A 16,362-nucleotide genomic window follows, 5' to 3' on the forward strand; every position below is an offset into this window, starting at 1 on the left:
GCTAAAGTGGCCGTCTGCGCCACCGGGGGCGAACCGCCATGCCGAGCAACGTCTTCCGCTTCGACGAGAGCTGGGACATTCCAGAGGCGACGCCGCAAGAGGTGTGGGATGTGCTCTCCGACGCCGAACTGCTGCCGCTCTGGTGGGGCGACGTCTACAAGCAGGTCGTGCCGCTCGACAAGAAGGGCAAGGGCGTGGTCGGCTCGCGGGCAAAGGCCCGGGCGCGCGGCGCCCTGCCCTACGAACTGAACTTCATCATCGCGGCGGCCGAACTCGAACCCGGCCGGCTCGTGGTGGTCAAGACCTTCGGCGATTTCGACGGCCTGTGGCGGGCGGAACTGTCGCCATCGGGAAATGGCACTCGGGTCAACCTGATCTGGCAGGTCACGGTGCTGAGGCCGATCCTGAAGTTTCTGGCGCCGCTGCTCAGGCAGGCCTTTGCCTGGAACCACCGCTGGACGACGCCGCGCGGCGAAGCCGGCCTGCGCCGTTACCTGTCCGAACGGAAAAATCGCCAGGCGGCCTGATCAGGCGGTAGCGAAAAAAGGGGCCATAACGGCCCCTTCTCTCTTCATGCGAACTGCAAGCGTCAGCCGGCGGCGGCGACTGCACGCTTGGCCATGACCGCGATCAGATTGGCCCGGTAATCCGCCGAGGCGTGGATGTCGCTCATCAGGTTCTTCGCCGGCACCTTCACGCCGTCGAGGGCCGACGCCGCGAAATTTTTCGCCAACGCCGCCTCGATCTCCTTAGAGCGAAAGACGCCATCGTCGCCGGCACCGGTCACGGCGGCGCGGACCCCGTCCTTGCCCTTGGTGACGAACACGCCGACGATCGCATAGCGCGACGCCGGATTGCGGAACTTTTCGTAGGCCGCCTTGGCCGGCGCGGTGAAGCTGACGGCCGTGATGATCTCGCCATCCTTCAGCGCCGTCTCGAACAGGCCCTTGAAGAACTTATCGGCTGATATCTCGCGCTTGTTGGTGACGATCGTCGCCCCCAGCGCCAGCAGTGCCGCCGGATAGTCGGCCGCCGGATCGTTGTTGGCGATCGACCCGCCGATCGTGCCCTTGTGGCGCACCGCCGGGTCGCCGATCAGCGAGGCCATATGGGCCAGCGCCGGGCAGGCCTTCCTCAGCTTCTGGTCATTGGCGACGTCGTGGTGCGTGGTGGCGGCGCCGATGGTCACTGTCTTGCCCGACACCTTGACGCCTTGCAGTTCCTTCAGCCGGGACACGTCGACGAGGTCCGAGGGCGCGGCCAGCCGCGTCTTCATGGCGGGGATCAGCGTCATGCCGCCCGACAGGAGCTTCGCTTCGCCGCTTTTCAAAAGCTTGGCGGCCTCGGCAACCGAGGCGGCACGGTGGTAGTTGACCGAATACATGCTTGCTCCCTCCCTCAGTGCTTGGTCTTCGCGCGGATCGCGGTCCACACCGTGGACGGCGATGCCGGCATGGCGATGTCGGCAATGCCGATGGCATCGGTGATGGCGTTGATCACCGCCGGCGGCGAACCGATGGCGCCGGCCTCGCCGCAGCCCTTGATGCCGAGCGGATTGCTCGGGCATGGCGTGTTCGAGGTCGAGACCTTGAACGACGGCAGGTCGCCCGCGCGGGGCATCGTATAATCCATGTAGCTTGCCGTCAGCAATTGGCCGCTGGCGTCGTAATAGGCGCCTTCCAGCAGCGCCTGGCCGACGCCCTGGGCGATGCCGCCATGCACCTGCCCCTCGACGATCATCGGGTTGATGATGTTGCCGAAATCGTCGGCGGCGACGAACTGGATGATCTCGGTCGAGCCGGTCTCCGGATCGATCTCGACCTCGCAGATGTAGCAGCCGGCCGGGAAGGTGAAGTTGGCCGGATCGTAGAACGCCGTCTCCTTCAGGCCCGGCTCCATGCCGGCCGGCAGATTGTGGGCGGTGTAGGCCGCCAGAGCCATCTGGAACCACGGCACGTTCTTGTCGGTGCCGGCAACCTTCAGGGCGCCGTTCTCGATGACGATGTCGCTCTCGTCGGCCTCGAGCAGATGCGCGGCGATCTTCTTGGCCTTGGCCTCGACCTTGTCGAGCGCCTTGGAGATCGCCGACATACCGACCGCGCCCGAGCGCGAGCCGTAGGTGCCCATGCCCATCTGCACCTTGTCGGTGTCGCCATGCACGATCGACACGCTGTCGATCGGCACGCCGAAGCGCTGGTTGACCAGTTGCGCGAAGGTCGTCTCGTGGCCCTGGCCATGGCTGTGCGAACCGGTCAGCACCTCGATCGTGCCGACGGCGTTGACGCGTACCTCGGCCGATTCCCAAAGGCCGACGCCGGCGCCGAGCGAGCCGACCGCCGCCGACGGCGCGATGCCGCAGGCCTCGATGTAGCAGCTCATGCCGATGCCGCGGAGCTTGCCTTGCTTTGAGGCGGCGGCCTTGCGCTTGGCAAAGCCGGCGTAGTCCGATGCCTTCATCGCCGCGTCGAGCGAGGCGCCATAGTCGCCGGCGTCATAGTTCATGATGACCGGCGTCTGGTGCGGGAACGACTTGATGAAGTTCGTCCGCCGAAGCTCCGCCGGCGACACGCCGAGCTCGCGCGCGGCGGTCTCCATCGTGCGCTCCAGCAGATAGGTCGCTTCCGGCCGCCCTGCCCCGCGATAGGCATCGACGGGCGCGGTGTTGGTGTAGACGGTGCGAACGTTGGCGTGGATCGCCGGCATGTCGTATTGGCCCGACAGCAGCGTGGCGTAGAGATAGGTCGGCACGCAGGACGAGAACAGCGACATGTAGGCGCCGAGATTGGCGATCGTGTCGACCTTCAGCCCGGTGATCCGGTTGTTGCTGTCGAAGGCCATCTCCACCGTCGAGACATGGTCGCGGCCATGCGCATCCGAAAGGAAGCTCTCGGTGCGGTCGGCGACCCATTTCACCGGCACGCCGGTCTTCTTCGAGGCCCACAGGCAGACGATCTCTTCCGGATAGATGTAGATCTTCGAGCCGAAACCGCCGCCGACATCGGGCGCGATGACGCGCAGCTTGTTCTCCGGCGCGATGTTGTAGAAGGCGCTCATCACCAGCCGCGCGACATGCGGGTTCTGCGATGTCGTCCAGCAGGTGTAATGATCCTCGGCCTTGTCGTAGTGGCCAAGCGCTGCCCTGGGCTCCATCGCGTTGGGCACCAGCCGGTTGTTGACGATCTTCATCCGGGTGACGTGCGCCGCGCCCTTGATCGCCGCGTCGACCGCCTTGGCGTCGCCGATCTCCCAGTCGAAGATCAGGTTGTTCTCGGCTTCGGCATGGATCTGCGGCGCGCCCTTCTCCAGCGCCTTGGTCGCGTCGACCACCGCCTTCAGTTCCTTGTAGGTGATCTCGACAGCCTCGGCTGCGTCGCGCGCCTGGCCCTTGGTTTCGGCAACCACGATTACGACCGCGTCGCCGACATAGCGGACCTTGTCGACGGCCAGCGGCGACCATGCGCCCATCTTCATCGGCGAGCCGTCCTTGGAATGGATCATCCAGCCGCAGATCAGATTGCCGATGCCGTCGGCCTTGAGCTCCTTGCCGGTCAGCACACCGATGACGCCAGGCATGGCCTGTGCCTTCTTGACGTCGATCTTCCTGATCTGCGCATGCGCGTGCGGGCTGCGCACGAACGCTGCATGCTTCATGCCAGGAACCACCATGTCGTCGACATAGCGGCCGGCGCCGGTGAGGAACCGCTTGTCCTCCTTGCGCGCCACGCGGGCGCCAACACCTTCAATGCCCATATGAAATTCCTCCGGAATTTAGGGGAATAGGTCAGTAGGGAAGTAAGGGACTAGGGAATTAAGAGCCAATTGGCTTATTCCCTTACTCCCCTATTCCCTTACTCCCCTATCAAGCAGCCCGTTTCGTCTTGCCCTTCGACCCCTTCGCCATCGCCTTCGAGGCGGCGAGGATCGCCTTCACGATGTTGTGGTAGCCGGTGCAGCGGCAGATATTGCCTTCGAGCTCGGCCCGCACCGTCGCCTCGTCGAGGCCTTCCGGATGACGCGCGATCATGTCGGTCGCGGTCATGATCATGCCCGGCGTGCAGAAGCCGCATTGCAGCCCGTGATGCTCCTTGAACGCGGCCTGCACCGGATGCAGGTCGGCGCCGTTGGCGAGCCCTTCGATGGTCACCACGCTGGACCCTGAGGCCTGCGCCGCCAGCATCGTGCAGGACTTCACCGCCTTGCCGTCGACGTGCACGACGCAAGCGCCGCATTGCGAGGTGTCGCAGCCGACATGCGTCCCGGTGAGGCCGAGATTCTCGCGCAAGAAGTGAACCAGAAGCGTACGGTCCTCGGCGGCGCCACTGACGCGCCTGCCGTTCACCGTCAACGATATGTCCGACATGAAACCTCCCTGGGTATTTTACCTTGGTCGTCCTGGCGCCGTTTTCCTCCCGGCGCCTGGCTGTTCGCCCGTTCACGTGCCGCACAAAAGCGGGAAAAAAATAGCTTGGGCCCTCCACGGGGCGAGAATGCAGTTCGCCCGAAAAGTCGCATATTGTACTTTCGGTCACGCCGTATGGGGGCGGACCATTGCCAAAGCGCCGCCGTGAAGACAACAATGCCTTCAACGCCGCTCGCCCGACGCGCACAAGACAACGTCGGAGGAAATGCAGGAGAAGGCAGCTGGCCAGTTCGCGGACGCGCTATGCATGCGGCCTCTCGGCGCTCACCACGGATGAGCCCGACGCCAATGCCTTCGCCCGGGCAATCGCGGCGGAAGCGGCGGCGATCGACGCTGGTTTCGCGCTGCTGTTCTTCTCCCAAAGTCTGGTCGATGCGGCGGCGCTGTCGCAAGCGCTGACCGAGCACGCGCCGGCGCTTGCCTATGCCGGCTGCTCGACCGCCGGCGAAATCACGCCGCAGGGGCTCGAGGACGGCCACATCCTTGCCCTGCTCCTGCCGTCCGCCTCGTTCGCCACGGCCAGCATCATGGTCGACAATCTCTCCTCGTCGGGCATGGACAGGATCACCGGCGAGGTCGCGGCGCTCAGGCGCTCGCTGCGCGGCCGCGTCGGACATGGACGGGCCAAGGATACCTTCGCGCTGTGCTTCATCGACGGGCTGTCCTATGCCGAGGAGGCCGTGACGTCGGCCATCCATTGGGGGCTGGATGACATTCCGCTGATTGGCGGCTCGGCCGGCGACGACCTCAAATTCGAGACCACCACGCTGATCTCGAACGGCAAGGTCGCCTCCGACAGCGCCATCATCATGCTGATCGCCACCGAAATCCCCTTCCACGTCTTCAAGACCGACAATTTCATTCCCACCGACGAGAAGCTGGTGGTGACCGCTTCCGATCCCGATCACCGCATCGTGCGCGAATTCAACGCCGTCAACGCCGCCGAGGAATATGCCGCCTCGGTCGGGATCCTGCCGCATACGCTGACGCCGCTGAGCTTTGCCTCGCATCCGGTGGTGGTGAAGGTGGGCGGCGAATATTACTGCCGCTCGATCCAGAGGATGCATGCCGACGGCTCGCTCTCCTTCTTCTGCGCCATCGACGACGGCGTCGTGCTCTCGATCGCCCAGCCGAAGAACATGGTGGAGGCGACACGCGCCGCGCTCAGCGATGTCCGGGAGCGGCTGGGCGGCATCGACATGATCCTCGGTTTCGACTGCGTGCTGCGGCGGCTCGACGCGCGCAACCGCCAAGTCTTCCGGGATATTTCGGAGCTCTACCGGGTCAACAACGTCATCGGCTTCGGCACCTATGGCGAACAGTATCGCTCGATGCATCTCAACCAGACCTTCACCGGCATCGCCTTCGGCGATCGCCTGGCGGCCGAATAGCGCGGGCCGCCCCATGCCGCTCCGGGATATCAACGACCTCGAAAAGCTGAAGAAGATCAACGCCGCGCTGGTCAGCCGTGTCGAGCGCTCGATGGACCAGCAGGGCAATGCCTTCTCGCTGTTCCAGACCGCGATCTCGCTGGAGAACCGGGTGCGCACGCGCACCGACGAACTGCACTCGACCCTGCGCCGGCTCGAGCAGACCAACATCGACCTGATCGCGGCCAAGGAAACCGCCGAACTGGCGAACCTTTCCAAGACCAGGTTCCTGGCGGCCGCCAGCCACGACGTGCTGCAGCCGCTGAACGCCGCCCACCTCTCCGTCTCGGCGCTGGCCGAGGTGCAGACCAGCGAGGAAGGCAAGAAGCTGGTGCGCCAGGTCGAGCGTTCGCTGGAGACGATGGAGGACCTGCTGCGCACGCTGCTCGACATCTCCAAGCTCGACGCCGGAGTGGTGCAGCCCGAGATCGGCGATGTCAGCCTGGAGGCGCTGTTCTCCTCGCTGCGTTCGGACTTCCTGCCGGTGGCCGAGCTGAAGGGGCTGACGCTGAAGTTCCGGCCGGTGAACGCGCTGGTGCGCTCCGACCGCACGCTACTGCGCCGCATCCTGCAGAACATCCTGTCCAACGCGCTGCGCTACACCCGCTCCGGCGGCGTGCTCGTCGGCACCAGGCATCGCGGCGATATTATCCGCATCGATGTCGCCGACACCGGCTGCGGCATTGCCGACGATCAGCGCGAGGCGGTGTTCGAGGAATTCCATCGTGGCAGCACGGCGCTCACCGACACCGGGCTGTCCGGCGGCGGGCTGGGACTGGGCCTCGCCATCGTGCGCCGCATGGCCGCCGCCCTTGGCCATCCGGTGACGTTCTCGTCGAAGCTCGGCCGCGGCACCATCTTCCACATCGACGTTCCGGTCGGCATCGGCGCCGCGGCCGATACGACCGCCAGCACCGCCGATCTGGAGCGGCCGCGCGGCTACGGCCTGTTCGGCACCAAGGTGCTGCTGGTCGAAAACGATGCCGACGTACTGCAGGCGATGACCTTCCTGCTCGAGCGCTGGCAATGCCAGGTGCGCGCCGCGACCTCGACCGACGATGCGCTGGATATGCTTGGCGACACCGACTGGGTGCCCGACATCGTCATTGCCGACCAGCATCTCGACGGCGGCGACCTCGGCACCGCGACCATCGCCGAAGTCCGCGACTATCTCGGCCGCCCGGTGCCGGCGCTGATCGTTACCGCCGACGGGTCGGACGTCGTCGCCAAGGCCGCCCGCGCCGACGGCATCGAACTGATGCGCAAACCGCTGAAGCCGGCGCAACTGCGGGCTCTGCTGGCGCATCTGCTGGCTTGAAGCTGGTGCTGATGCATCTCACCCAGACCATCTCGTACAGGAACCGTACCGACAGTCCGATCCGGATCGTCGTGGAACCTTGGGCACATCAGTATCTGATCGATCCATCAACAGAAGCGGAGTTTCGATTCTTCGGCGAACCCGCTTTCGCGGGCCGGAACGAAATCGAAGAAGCCGGAACCCATCTTTGCCTTTGGCCCCCTGATGGGGGATTTGTTCGGCTTTTTGTCGACGGCCGCGAGCTTAAGCAGGTAGGTCAGGAGTGATCCAGAAATCGCAATGATAGTACAATTCCATGGCATCACATTCGACCTGGCTGCCGGATGGGAAGACATAACCGACGACGTTCCTGGAGCGTGGCCCCCTACCTTAGCCAAGGCATCGGGTGTCGGCGCTCTTCAATTCTCTATCGCCAAATATCGGAGCGGGGAAAAACCTAACGCGGGTTTCGAGGTTCTTAGATCGTTCATGATCGAATTTTGCCACAACAACCTCATAGACACCAATCATATTTCGGAGGAGAAATTCGCAAATACAATGAGTGTTGGCGTATTGTCTCAGAAAGCGGATGAAACGTTGTCTGCTTGGTACTTGTCGAATGGGAACGATTTTGCTTTCGTGACCTATGTCGGCCTTGGTGAAGAAAGCGAGATTATGAATGAAGAACTATGAAGTGAGAGCAGTCGTTTCGTCGATATCGTTTTAGGGGCTGTTGGTCTGTCGGAAATGAATTACGGTGACGGTGCACTTTTTCGTGCTCGCTCGGCGTCATCACCTGCAGGGTGATTGCAAACCTCAAAACCCCGCCTGATCCCGAAACAGCTCCGCATTATCGAGCTTCGACACCTCGATCACCGCTTGCGTGCGGCTGTAGACGTTCAGCTTGCGCAGGATCTCCGAGACATGCGCCTTGACCGTGGTCTCGCCGACCTGCAGCTCATAAGCGATCTGCTTGTTGAGCATGCCCTGGCGCAGCATCTGCAGCACCCTCAGTTGCTGCGGCGTCAGCCGCGCCAGCCGCTGCACCATGTCGGCGCGGTCGATGCTGTCGGCGTCGGGCGGCTGGATCTCGTAGGTCTCCGGCACATAGATCGCGCCGTCCATCACCGAGCGGATGGCGGCGGCGAGGTCGCTCTTGCGCGCCGATTTCGGGATGAAGCCGGCCGCGCCGTAGGACAGCGCCTCGGAAATGATGCGCGGCTCCTCATAGCCGGAGACGATCACCACCGGCAGGCGCGGATGGCGGGTCCTGAGCTGCAGCAACCCGTCGAACCCGTGAACGTCGGGCATGCTGAGGTCGAGCAGCGCGAGGTCGAACGGCTTCGGGCCGGCCAGCAGGTCGAGCGCCTCGGCGATCGAGCGCGCCTCGACCGTATCGACATCCGGATAGGCCATCTGCACGGCGCTGTGCAGCGCCTCGCGGAACAGCGGATGGTCGTCGATGATCAGAAACCGGGCGCGATCGTTGACTGCGGTCATGATGAGGTCGCTTCACTTGCGCCCAGAATAGGATAATCCCGCAACCATGGCCAGATTATTGGCAAACAATACATCGCCATTCTTGCCGTCGATTGCAGTGCCCAGGTGACGCCATAACCGGAAACGAAAGTAAACGACATGCCGCCGAATGGCCCACAGCGCTGTTTCTTTTGGCCGCGACGGTTTTTTGAACGTCGGCGCGGCCTTGTTCCGCTGAAATTCAGCCGGCAAGCGCCGGTATGACCAGCGCCTTGCCATCGCGCATCCCTTGCCGGGTCGCGCAAATCGGCCGAATGTGCCGACCAGAGATACGATTGAGAGAAACGCATGACGGAATTCGTCCTTCCTTTGCCCGCGACCCCGTCCGTTGCCGTCGGGGGCTCGCAAGAACGCTTCGCGGTGCGCCGCATCTTCTGCGTCGGCCGCAACTATGCGGCGCATGCAAGGGAACTCGGCAATGACGAGCGCGATCCGCCCTTCTTCTTCACCAAGCCGGCCGACGCGGTGGTCGACAGCGGCGCCACCATCCCCTACCCGCCGCTGACCGCGAACCTGCATCACGAGATCGAGCTGGTCGCGGCGATCGGCAAGGCAGGATTCCGCATTCCCCGCGACGAGGCGCTTGCTCATGTCTGGGGCTATGCCGTCGGCATCGACCTCACCCGGCGCGACCTGCAGGACCAGGCCAAGAAGGCGGCGCGGCCCTGGGACTGGTCGAAGGCCTTCGACCGTTCCGCCCCGTGCGGCGCGCTGGTCCCGGCGCAGAAGTCCGGCCACCCCGCGAAGGGCCGCATCTGGCTCGCCGTCGACGGCAAGGTCCGGCAGGATGCCGACCTTGCCGAGCTGATCTGGCCGCTCGCAGACATCGTCTCGATCTGCAGCGAGGCGGTCGAACTGGAACCGGGCGACCTGATCTTCACCGGCACGCCGGCCGGCGTCGGCGCGGTCGGGCCGGGCGAAACGATGACCGGCGGCGTCGACGGCATCGGCGCCATCGAAATCACCATCGGCCAGCCGGCAGCGTGATGCGATGAGCGACCTGATCCTCCACAATTACTACCGCTCCTCCACCTCCTACCGGGTGCGCATCGCGCTGGAGATGAAGGGCCTCACCTACGATTACGTGCCGCATCATCTGCGCCATGGCGAGCACCTCGAAGCCGCCTACCGCGCGGTCAATCCGCAAGGGCTGGTGCCGGCGCTGGTTCTCGCCGGCGGCCGGCTTTTGACGCAGTCGCTGGCGATCATCGAATATCTCGACGAGACCGTGCCCGAGCCGCCGCTGTTGCCTGCGGATGCGCTTGGGCGAGCTCGCGCGAGAATGCTGGCGCAGATGATCGCCTGCGACATCCATCCGGTGAACAATCTGCGCGTGCTCACCTCGCTGCGCACGCTGTTCGGCGCCGGCGACCAGGATGTCGTCAACTGGTTCCGGCACTGGGTGAACGAAGGGTTCCAGCCGCTTGAGACGATTCTCGCTTCATCGCCCGAGACCGGCACCTTCTGTCACGGCGACACGCCCGGCCTTGCCGACATCTGTCTCGCCGCCCAGGTCACCAACAACGCCCGCTTCGGCGTCGACATGGCGCCCTATCCGGTGATCTCGCGCATCCACGCCGCCTGCATGGCGCTGCCGGCTTTCCGCAAGGCGGCGCCGGAGAATCAGGCAGACGCGGAGTAGCCGCACAATTCCGGGTAGAGCATGGGGAGTTGCCGATGAAAGCTGTCGTGTTCGAGAAGTTCGGCGAGGCGCCGACGATCCAGACCGTCCCCGACCCGAAGCCGGCGCCGGAAGGCGTCGTCATCAAGGTCGAGGCGACCGGGCTTTGCCGCAGCGACTGGCATGGCTGGATGGGCCATGATGACGGCATCACGCTGCCGCATGTGCCCGGCCACGAACTCGCCGGCATCGTCGTCGCCGCAGGCAAGCGGGTGACCCGCTGGAAGGCCGGCGACCGCGTCACCGTGCCGTTCGCCGTTGGCTGCGGCCGATGCTTCGAATGCACGTCGGGCAACCACCAGGTCTGCGAGCACCAGACGCAGCCAGGCTTCAGTGGCTGGGGCTCGTTCGCCGAATATGTCGCTATCGACCATGCCGACACCAATCTCGTGCGCCTGCCCGATGAGATGGACTTCGCCACCGCCGCCAGCCTCGGCTGCCGTTTCGTCACCTCCTTCCGCGCCATCGTCGACCAGGGTCGGGTCAAGCCGGGCGAATGGGTGGCCGTGCATGGCTGCGGCGGCGTCGGCCTGTCGGCGATTATGATCGCCAGCTCGATGGGCGCCAACGTCATCGCCATCGACCTCACCGACGAGAAGCTGGACTTCGCAAGGAAGATCGGCGCCGTGGCGACGATCAACGCCTCGAACACCCCCAACGTGGTCAAGGCGGTCAAGCAGATCACCAATGGCGGCGCGCATATGTCGATGGACGCGCTCGGCCACCCGACCACCTCGTTCAATTCGATCGCCAATCTGCGCCGCCGCGGCCGCCACGTTCAGGTCGGCCTGATGCTGGCCGAGCATGCCAAGCCGCAGGTGCCGATGGACAAGGTGATCGCCTTCGAGCTCGAGATATTCGGCAGCCACGGCATGCAGGCCTACCGCTATCCGGCGATGATGGAGATGATCCGCACCGGCAAGCTGAAGCCGGAACTTCTGGTCGGCAAGAAGATCAGCCTCGAGGAGGCGCCTGCGGCCTTGATGGCGATGGGCGGCTTCGAGGGCATCGGCATCGGCGTGGTGACGAAGTTCTAGGCGCGGATGCCGGCGTCACGCCGAAGCCGCGCGTCTCGGCAACTCCTGCTTGGCGAATCTCTTGGCGCCGACGACGCAAAGCACCACGGCGACGGTGACGGCGATCATCAGCGGGCTGACCTGCTCGTGCAGCAGCGTCGCCGCCAGCGCCAGGCCGAAGAAGGGCTGCAGAAGCTGCAGCTGGCCGACGGCGGCGATGCCGCCTTGGGCCAGGCCGCGATACCAGAACACGAAGCCGATCAGCATGCTGAACAGCGAGACATAGGCGAGGCCGGCCCAGGCGCCGGAGCCGATGCCGACGAAGGACGGGGGCAGCGTTACAAAGGTCAGCACCAGCATGATCGGCAGCGAGATCGCCAGCGCCCAGCAGATCACCTGCCAGCCGCCAAGCCTGCGCGACAGCGCGGCGCCCTCGGCGTAGCCAAGTCCGCAGACGACGATGGCGGCCAGCATCAGTGCGTCGCCGACCGGCGAGGCGGTGACGCCCTGCGTCAAGGCAAAACTCCCAACGAGCGCACTGCCGAGGCAGGAGAACAGCCAGAAGGCCGGGCGTGGACGCTCGCCGCCGCGCAGCACGCCGAAGATTGCTGTCGCCAGCGGCAGCAGACCGACGAAGATGATGGAATGGGCCGAGGTGACGTGCTTGAGCGCCAGCGCCGTCAGCAAGGGGAAGCCGACGACCACGCCCAGCGCAACGATCGCCAGCGACAGCAGATCCCCGCGCTCCGGACGTTTCTGCCGGAACAGGATGAGCATCGCCAGGCCAAGCAGTCCGGCAATCGCCGCGCGGGCCGAGGTCAGGAATGTCGGATCGAATTCCGCCACCGCCACGCGCGTCGCCGGCAGCGAGCCGCTGAAGATCAACACCCCGACGAATCCATTCACCCAGCCGCTCGCGGTCTTGTCCATTCCAGGCCTCATTTCTTTCGCCCTGTATCGGGCAGACCCCTATGGTGCAGCCAGAGACAATGCGGTACAATTCTGCAAAACTGTAATGGCCGATTGAGCAATACAGATGACCGCACTCGTTCTGGAAACCGACGCTGCGCGCACACTTGCCGCGACCACCCTTGTCGAAACTGTCATGGCGACCATCCGCCAGCGGATCGCCGCGCGCAGCCTGACGCCGGGCGCGCGGCTGCCCTCGATCCGCGCCTTCGCCAAATCCATGCGGGTTTCGAAATCCACCGTCGTCGAGGCCTACGAACGGCTCGCCGCCGAAGGCACGATCCGCTCGCGCCCGGGCTCGGGCTTCTACGCCGCCGGTCAGTTGGCGCCTTTGTCGCTGGCCGAAATCGGCCCCCGGCTCGACCGCGAGGTCGATCCGCTCTGGGTCTCGCGCCAGTCTCTGGAAGCCGGCGATGAGGTGCTGAAACCTGGCTGCGGCTGGTTGCCGGCCGCATGGATGCCGCAGGCCGCCTTGCGCCGGGCGCTGCGCACGGCGGCGCGCGCCGATGATGTCGCGCTTGCCGATTACGGCACGCCGCTCGGCCTAGCACCACTGCGACAGTTGCTGGCGCGGCGCATGGCAGGGCATGGGATCGAAGCCGCGCCCGAACAGATCATGCTGACGGAATCGGGCACCCAGGCCATCGATCTCCTGTGCCGCTTCCTGATCGAGCCCGGCGACACCGTTCTGGTCGACGACCCCTGCTATTTCAATTTTCACGCGCTTCTGCGCGCCCACCGCGCCAAGGTGGTCAGCGTGCCCTACACGCCATCTGGGCCGGACATCGACTTGTTCGCCGCGGCGCTGGCCGAGCACCGGCCGCGCCTCTACATCACCAACTCCGGCATCCACAATCCGACAGGCGCGATCCTGTCGCCGGTCACCGCCCACCGGCTGCTCAAGCTCGCCGACCAGGCTGACCTCACCATCGTCGAGGACGACATCTTCGCCGATTTCGAGCACAGCCCCGCCCCGCGCCTGGCGGCGTTCGATGGCCTCAACCGCGTCGTCCAGATCGGCAGCTTCTCCAAGACGCTGTCGGCCTCGGTGCGATGCGGCTTCATCGCGGCGCCCCGCGACTGGATCGAGCAGCTCATCGACCTCAAGATCGCCACGACCTTCGGCGGCGGCAGGCTGGCGGCTGAACTGGTGCTGACCCTGCTGAAGGACGGCAGCTACCGCAAGCATGTCGAGGCGTTGCGCATCCGGCTTGCGCGCGCCATGGCCGAAACGAGTGCCCGCCTGAAGCCGATCGGCATCACGCCGTGGATCGAGCAGCCGGCCGGCCTGTTCCTGTGGTGCAGCCTGCCGGAGGGCCTGGATGCGGCGGAGGTCGCTCGCCGCGCACTGGCCGACAGTGTAGTGCTGGCACCCGGCAATGCGTTCAGCCTGTCCGGAACAGCCAGCCGCTTCCTGCGCTTCAATGTCGCCCAGTCGGCTGACGAACGCATCTTCAAGGCGCTCGAAGCGGCGATGTCAGCGTAATTCCGCTCAGCCGGAAGCGGCGCAGACCGCGCGCACGCAATCGCGCAGCCAGCGTTGCGCCGGATCGGCGTCGAGGCGCGGATGCCAGAGCATGGAGATCGTCACCTCCGCTGTCGCGACCGGCAAGGGAAAGCTGAACATGCCGGCGCGCGCGCCTTCCGTATGCCGCTCGGGCACGCTGGCGATCAGGTCGGACGCGCGGGCCATGGCGAGTGTCGCCGAGAAGCTGGACACCATGCACACCACAGTCCGGCGCAGTCCAAGCTGTTCCAGGGCCTCGTCGATCGGCCCTCTCTCGCGGCCGCGCCGGGAAACGCTGATGTGGCGCCCGGCCGCGAAGCGCGCCGGCGTGACAGGCCCCTGGCTTAGCGGATGGCCGGACCGCGCCGCACCGACGAAGCGGTCGCGAAAGAGCGTCTGAATGCGGACCTCGGGTCCGGTCTCGCCGGCTACGCCGATCTCCAGATCGATGGTCGCGTCGCGCAGCGACGCTACGTCCTTGTCGGACTTCGGCGCGAAGCGCAGCCGCACATTGGCAGCCTCCGCTCCGGCGCGGGCGACAAGCCGCGGCCCGAACTCCTCGACGAAGCTTTCGTTGGTGCGCAGCGTAAACGTCCGGTCGAGGCCTTGCAGGTCGAGGAGCCTGGCCGGGCGCAGCAGCGCTTCCCCGTCTTCGACCACGCGGCCCACCTGCAGCCGCAATTCCTGCGCGCGCGGCGTCGGCACAAGGCCCCGGCCGGCGCGGACCAGCAGCGGATCGCCCGTCGCCTCGCGCAGGCGCGCCAGCGTGCGGCTCATCGCCGACGGGCTGAGGCCCAGCCTTTGCGCGGCGCGCGCCACGCTGCCTTCGTTGAGCAGGACATCCAGGGCGGCCAGCAGGTTGAGATCGGGTGACGGCATCGCCGGATCATAGCACGGATATATGGCGTCGAATGCATGAATAAGATGCAAATGCTGCGTCTTCCGCCATGTCAGCGAGGGGCGTATGACCAGGCCGAAGCAAAGGAGCAAGCCATGGCGAACGTCGCGGAAAAAGTTGGAACCGAAAGCAATTGGATTGACGGCGCTGCGACGCCCACGCGGTCCGTTCGCTGGGCGCTGGCCAGCCTGTCGCTTGCCACGCTGTTGTCCTCTCTCGGCGCCAGCATCGCCGGCGTCGGCCTGCCATCGCTGATGCAGGCGTTCGGCGCCTCGTTCCAGTCCGTGCAATGGGTGGTGCTGGCCTATCTGCTTGCCATCACCACTATGATCGTCAGCGCCGGGCGGCTGGCCGACATTGTCGGCCGCCGCCCGCTGCTGCTCGCCGGCATCGCCCTGTTCACGATCGCCTCGGCGCTCTGCGCGCTGGCGCCGACGCTTGGGCTGTTGATCGCAGCGCGGGCCGCGCAAGGCCTTGGCGCGGCCGTGATGATGGCGCTGACGCTGGCCTTCGTCGCCGGCACCGTCCCTAAGGCCAGGACCGGCAGTGCCATGGGCCTGCTCGGCGCCATGTCGTCGATCGGCACCATGCTTGGCCCCTCGCTGGGCGGACTGCTGATCGCCGGCGCCGGCTGGCGGGCGATGTTTCTGGTCAATGTGCCGCTCGGCTTGCTGGCTTTCGCGCTTGTCTGGCGCGCGCTGCCCAAGGACGGCAGGTCCGGGCCGGGACGAAGCGCTTTCGATACGCTCGGGACGGTTCTGCTCGGCCTGACGCTGGCCGCCTACGCGCTGGCCATGACACTGGGCAAGGGCAGCGTTGGTCTGCTCAATCTCGCCCTGCTTGTCGTTGCCGCCCTTGGCATCGCCTTGTTCATCGTGACGGAATTGAAGGTCGAAACGCCGCTCGTCCGCCTGGCTGCATTCGGCGACCGCATGCTGACCGCAAGCCTCGCCATGAGCGTCGTCGTCTCGACCGTGGTGATGGGCCAGTTGGTGGTCGCGCCGTTCTACCTCTCCAGAGCGCTGGGCCTCGACCCCGCCACCGTCGGGCTGGTAATGTCCACGGCACCGTTGGTCGCGACGCTGGCTGCGGTGCCGGCGGGGCGGCTGGTCGACCGCTTCGGTGCCCAGCCGACGATGATAGCCGGCCTGGCCTCGCTCGTTCTCGGCACGTTTGCCCTCTCGTCGATCCGGATCGCGTTCGGCATTCCCGGCTACGTCGTCCCGGTCCTGGCGCTGAGCGGCGGCTACGCCCTGTTCCAGACCGCGAATAACGCCGCGGTGATGGGGGCCGCGATCGCCGACCAGCGCGGTGTCGTCTCCGGCCTCGTCAACCTGTCGCGCAATCTCGGCCTGATCACCGGCGCATCGCTGATGGGCGCCATATTCGCCGCGGCATCTGCTGGAGCAGATTCAGCGACACCATCGGCAACCCTGCTCGGAATGCAGGTCACGTTCCGGGTCGCGATGGCGCTTGCGCTGTTTGCGCTCGGCCTTGCCGTGTTCTGCCGGCGGGCGGCTGCGAGAAGCAAGGAGCGGGCCGAGGCCTAGAGCTGTTTCGAACTTCGCTCTGGCGAACCATATGGTGGTGGCTTCGAGAACCGGA

General features: G+C 65.5%; 17 protein-coding genes. 10 read left to right on the forward strand and 7 right to left on the reverse strand.

All coding sequences use genetic code 11. The features are described from left to right. Positions 1–38: 38 nt before the first annotated feature. Positions 39–527, forward strand: a complete 489-nt coding sequence (locus tag EN786_RS29490) for an SRPBCC family protein (protein ID WP_127285356.1) — start codon at positions 39–41, stop codon at positions 525–527. 62 nt (positions 528–589) lie between these two features. Here the strand turns inward: EN786_RS29490 and EN786_RS29495 are convergent, their stop codons facing one another. From EN786_RS29495 to EN786_RS29505, 3 genes are all read right to left on the reverse strand, one after another. Next, complete coding sequence (locus tag EN786_RS29495) at positions 590–1,384, reverse strand: xanthine dehydrogenase family protein subunit M (protein WP_127393493.1); 795 nt, start codon at positions 1,382–1,384, stop codon at positions 590–592. Positions 1,385–1,398: 14 nt separating this feature from the next. Then, entirely contained in the window at positions 1,399–3,750 is a 2,352-nt protein-coding gene (locus EN786_RS29500) for a xanthine dehydrogenase family protein molybdopterin-binding subunit (protein WP_135909177.1), read from the reverse strand. Between the two features lie 109 nt (positions 3,751–3,859). Then, complete coding sequence (locus tag EN786_RS29505) at positions 3,860–4,360, reverse strand: (2Fe-2S)-binding protein (RefSeq protein ID WP_127285950.1); 501 nt, start codon at positions 4,358–4,360, stop codon at positions 3,860–3,862. Positions 4,361–4,641: 281 nt separating this feature from the next. Between EN786_RS29505 and EN786_RS29510 the strand changes: the two genes are divergently transcribed. From EN786_RS29510 to EN786_RS29525, 4 genes are read left to right on the forward strand one after another with little or no spacing between them, the layout of a single operon-like run. After that, on the forward strand, positions 4,642–5,811 hold the full coding sequence (locus EN786_RS29510) for an FIST signal transduction protein (protein ID WP_127311219.1): 1,170 nt from the start codon (positions 4,642–4,644) through the stop codon (positions 5,809–5,811). A gap of 13 nt (positions 5,812–5,824) precedes the next feature. Continuing rightward, a complete protein-coding gene (locus tag EN786_RS29515) occupies positions 5,825–7,168 on the forward strand; it encodes a hybrid sensor histidine kinase/response regulator (protein WP_127285949.1) in 1,344 nt (447 codons plus the stop codon). Next, entirely contained in the window at positions 7,165–7,434 is a 270-nt protein-coding gene (locus tag EN786_RS29520; RefSeq protein WP_127285948.1) for a hypothetical protein, read from the forward strand. Before EN786_RS29515 ends, EN786_RS29520 begins: the two co-directional genes overlap by 4 nt. A gap of 13 nt (positions 7,435–7,447) precedes the next feature. Continuing rightward, entirely contained in the window at positions 7,448–7,840 is a 393-nt protein-coding gene (locus EN786_RS29525; protein ID WP_127285947.1) for a hypothetical protein, read from the forward strand. Positions 7,841–7,963: 123 nt separating this feature from the next. On the opposite strand, the gene EN786_RS29530 is transcribed toward EN786_RS29525, so the two are convergent. Beyond that, a complete protein-coding gene (locus EN786_RS29530) occupies positions 7,964–8,647 on the reverse strand; it encodes a response regulator transcription factor (RefSeq protein ID WP_127285946.1) in 684 nt (227 codons plus the stop codon). Between the two features lie 12 nt (positions 8,648–8,659). Beyond that, complete coding sequence (locus EN786_RS29535) at positions 8,660–8,905, reverse strand: hypothetical protein (protein ID WP_127285945.1); 246 nt, start codon at positions 8,903–8,905, stop codon at positions 8,660–8,662. 69 nt (positions 8,906–8,974) lie between these two features. Here EN786_RS29535 and EN786_RS29540 point away from each other — a divergent pair, with 69 nt between their 5' ends. From EN786_RS29540 to EN786_RS29550, 3 genes are read left to right on the forward strand one after another with little or no spacing between them, the layout of a single operon-like run. Then, complete coding sequence (locus EN786_RS29540) at positions 8,975–9,673, forward strand: fumarylacetoacetate hydrolase family protein (protein ID WP_127285944.1); 699 nt, start codon at positions 8,975–8,977, stop codon at positions 9,671–9,673. Between the two features lie 4 nt (positions 9,674–9,677). Next, positions 9,678–10,328 (forward strand): maleylacetoacetate isomerase, encoded by a 651-nt coding sequence (gene maiA, locus EN786_RS29545; protein ID WP_127312161.1) that lies wholly within the window; start codon positions 9,678–9,680, stop codon positions 10,326–10,328. 35 nt (positions 10,329–10,363) lie between these two features. After that, positions 10,364–11,404 (forward strand): zinc-dependent alcohol dehydrogenase family protein, encoded by a 1,041-nt coding sequence (locus EN786_RS29550; protein ID WP_127312162.1) that lies wholly within the window; start codon positions 10,364–10,366, stop codon positions 11,402–11,404. 15 nt (positions 11,405–11,419) lie between these two features. Here EN786_RS29550 and EN786_RS29555 read toward each other — a convergent pair whose 3' ends face one another. Beyond that, entirely contained in the window at positions 11,420–12,313 is an 894-nt protein-coding gene (locus EN786_RS29555; RefSeq protein WP_135909179.1) for a DMT family transporter, read from the reverse strand. Between the two features lie 106 nt (positions 12,314–12,419). Here EN786_RS29555 and EN786_RS29560 point away from each other — a divergent pair, with 106 nt between their 5' ends. Beyond that, a complete protein-coding gene (locus EN786_RS29560) occupies positions 12,420–13,838 on the forward strand; it encodes a PLP-dependent aminotransferase family protein (protein ID WP_127311990.1) in 1,419 nt (472 codons plus the stop codon). A 6-nt stretch (positions 13,839–13,844) separates the two neighbouring features. On the opposite strand, the gene EN786_RS29565 is transcribed toward EN786_RS29560, so the two are convergent. Further along, positions 13,845–14,738, reverse strand: coding sequence for a LysR family transcriptional regulator (locus EN786_RS29565; RefSeq protein WP_127311989.1), 894 nt, complete (start codon positions 14,736–14,738; stop codon positions 13,845–13,847). Between the two features lie 114 nt (positions 14,739–14,852). Between EN786_RS29565 and EN786_RS29570 the strand changes: the two genes are divergently transcribed. Further along, positions 14,853–16,307, forward strand: a complete 1,455-nt coding sequence (locus EN786_RS29570) for an MFS transporter (RefSeq protein WP_127311407.1) — start codon at positions 14,853–14,855, stop codon at positions 16,305–16,307. The last annotated feature ends 55 nt before the right edge of the window (positions 16,308–16,362 follow it).

Origin of the sequence: Mesorhizobium sp. M4B.F.Ca.ET.143.01.1.1, assembly GCF_004792275.1 — a bacterium.
Lineage (GTDB): Bacteria > Pseudomonadota > Alphaproteobacteria > Rhizobiales > Rhizobiaceae > Mesorhizobium > Mesorhizobium abyssinicae.

What these genes read in the sequence shown, in the direction of transcription:
- EN786_RS29560 (WP_127311990.1), top strand. Translation starts at nt 12,420, where the DNA reads ATGACCGCACTCGTTCTGGAAACCGACGCTGCGCGCACACTTGCCGCG.
- EN786_RS29565 (WP_127311989.1), bottom strand. Translation starts at nt 14,738, where the DNA reads ATGCCGTCACCCGATCTCAACCTGCTGGCCGCCCTGGATGTCCTGCTC.
- EN786_RS29515 (WP_127285949.1), top strand. Translation starts at nt 5,825, where the DNA reads ATGCCGCTCCGGGATATCAACGACCTCGAAAAGCTGAAGAAGATCAAC.
- EN786_RS29525 (WP_127285947.1), top strand. Translation starts at nt 7,448, where the DNA reads ATGATAGTACAATTCCATGGCATCACATTCGACCTGGCTGCCGGATGG.
- EN786_RS29505 (WP_127285950.1), bottom strand. Translation starts at nt 4,360, where the DNA reads ATGTCGGACATATCGTTGACGGTGAACGGCAGGCGCGTCAGTGGCGCC.
- EN786_RS29570 (WP_127311407.1), top strand. Translation starts at nt 14,853, where the DNA reads ATGGCGAACGTCGCGGAAAAAGTTGGAACCGAAAGCAATTGGATTGAC.
- maiA (WP_127312161.1), top strand. Translation starts at nt 9,678, where the DNA reads ATGAGCGACCTGATCCTCCACAATTACTACCGCTCCTCCACCTCCTAC.
- EN786_RS29550 (WP_127312162.1), top strand. Translation starts at nt 10,364, where the DNA reads ATGAAAGCTGTCGTGTTCGAGAAGTTCGGCGAGGCGCCGACGATCCAG.
- EN786_RS29500 (WP_135909177.1), bottom strand. Translation starts at nt 3,750, where the DNA reads ATGGGCATTGAAGGTGTTGGCGCCCGCGTGGCGCGCAAGGAGGACAAG.
- EN786_RS29495 (WP_127393493.1), bottom strand. Translation starts at nt 1,384, where the DNA reads ATGTATTCGGTCAACTACCACCGTGCCGCCTCGGTTGCCGAGGCCGCC.
- EN786_RS29540 (WP_127285944.1), top strand. Translation starts at nt 8,975, where the DNA reads ATGACGGAATTCGTCCTTCCTTTGCCCGCGACCCCGTCCGTTGCCGTC.
- EN786_RS29530 (WP_127285946.1), bottom strand. Translation starts at nt 8,647, where the DNA reads ATGACCGCAGTCAACGATCGCGCCCGGTTTCTGATCATCGACGACCAT.
- EN786_RS29555 (WP_135909179.1), bottom strand. Translation starts at nt 12,313, where the DNA reads ATGGACAAGACCGCGAGCGGCTGGGTGAATGGATTCGTCGGGGTGTTG.
- EN786_RS29535 (WP_127285945.1), bottom strand. Translation starts at nt 8,905, where the DNA reads ATGGCAAGGCGCTGGTCATACCGGCGCTTGCCGGCTGAATTTCAGCGG.
- EN786_RS29490 (WP_127285356.1), top strand. Translation starts at nt 39, where the DNA reads ATGCCGAGCAACGTCTTCCGCTTCGACGAGAGCTGGGACATTCCAGAG.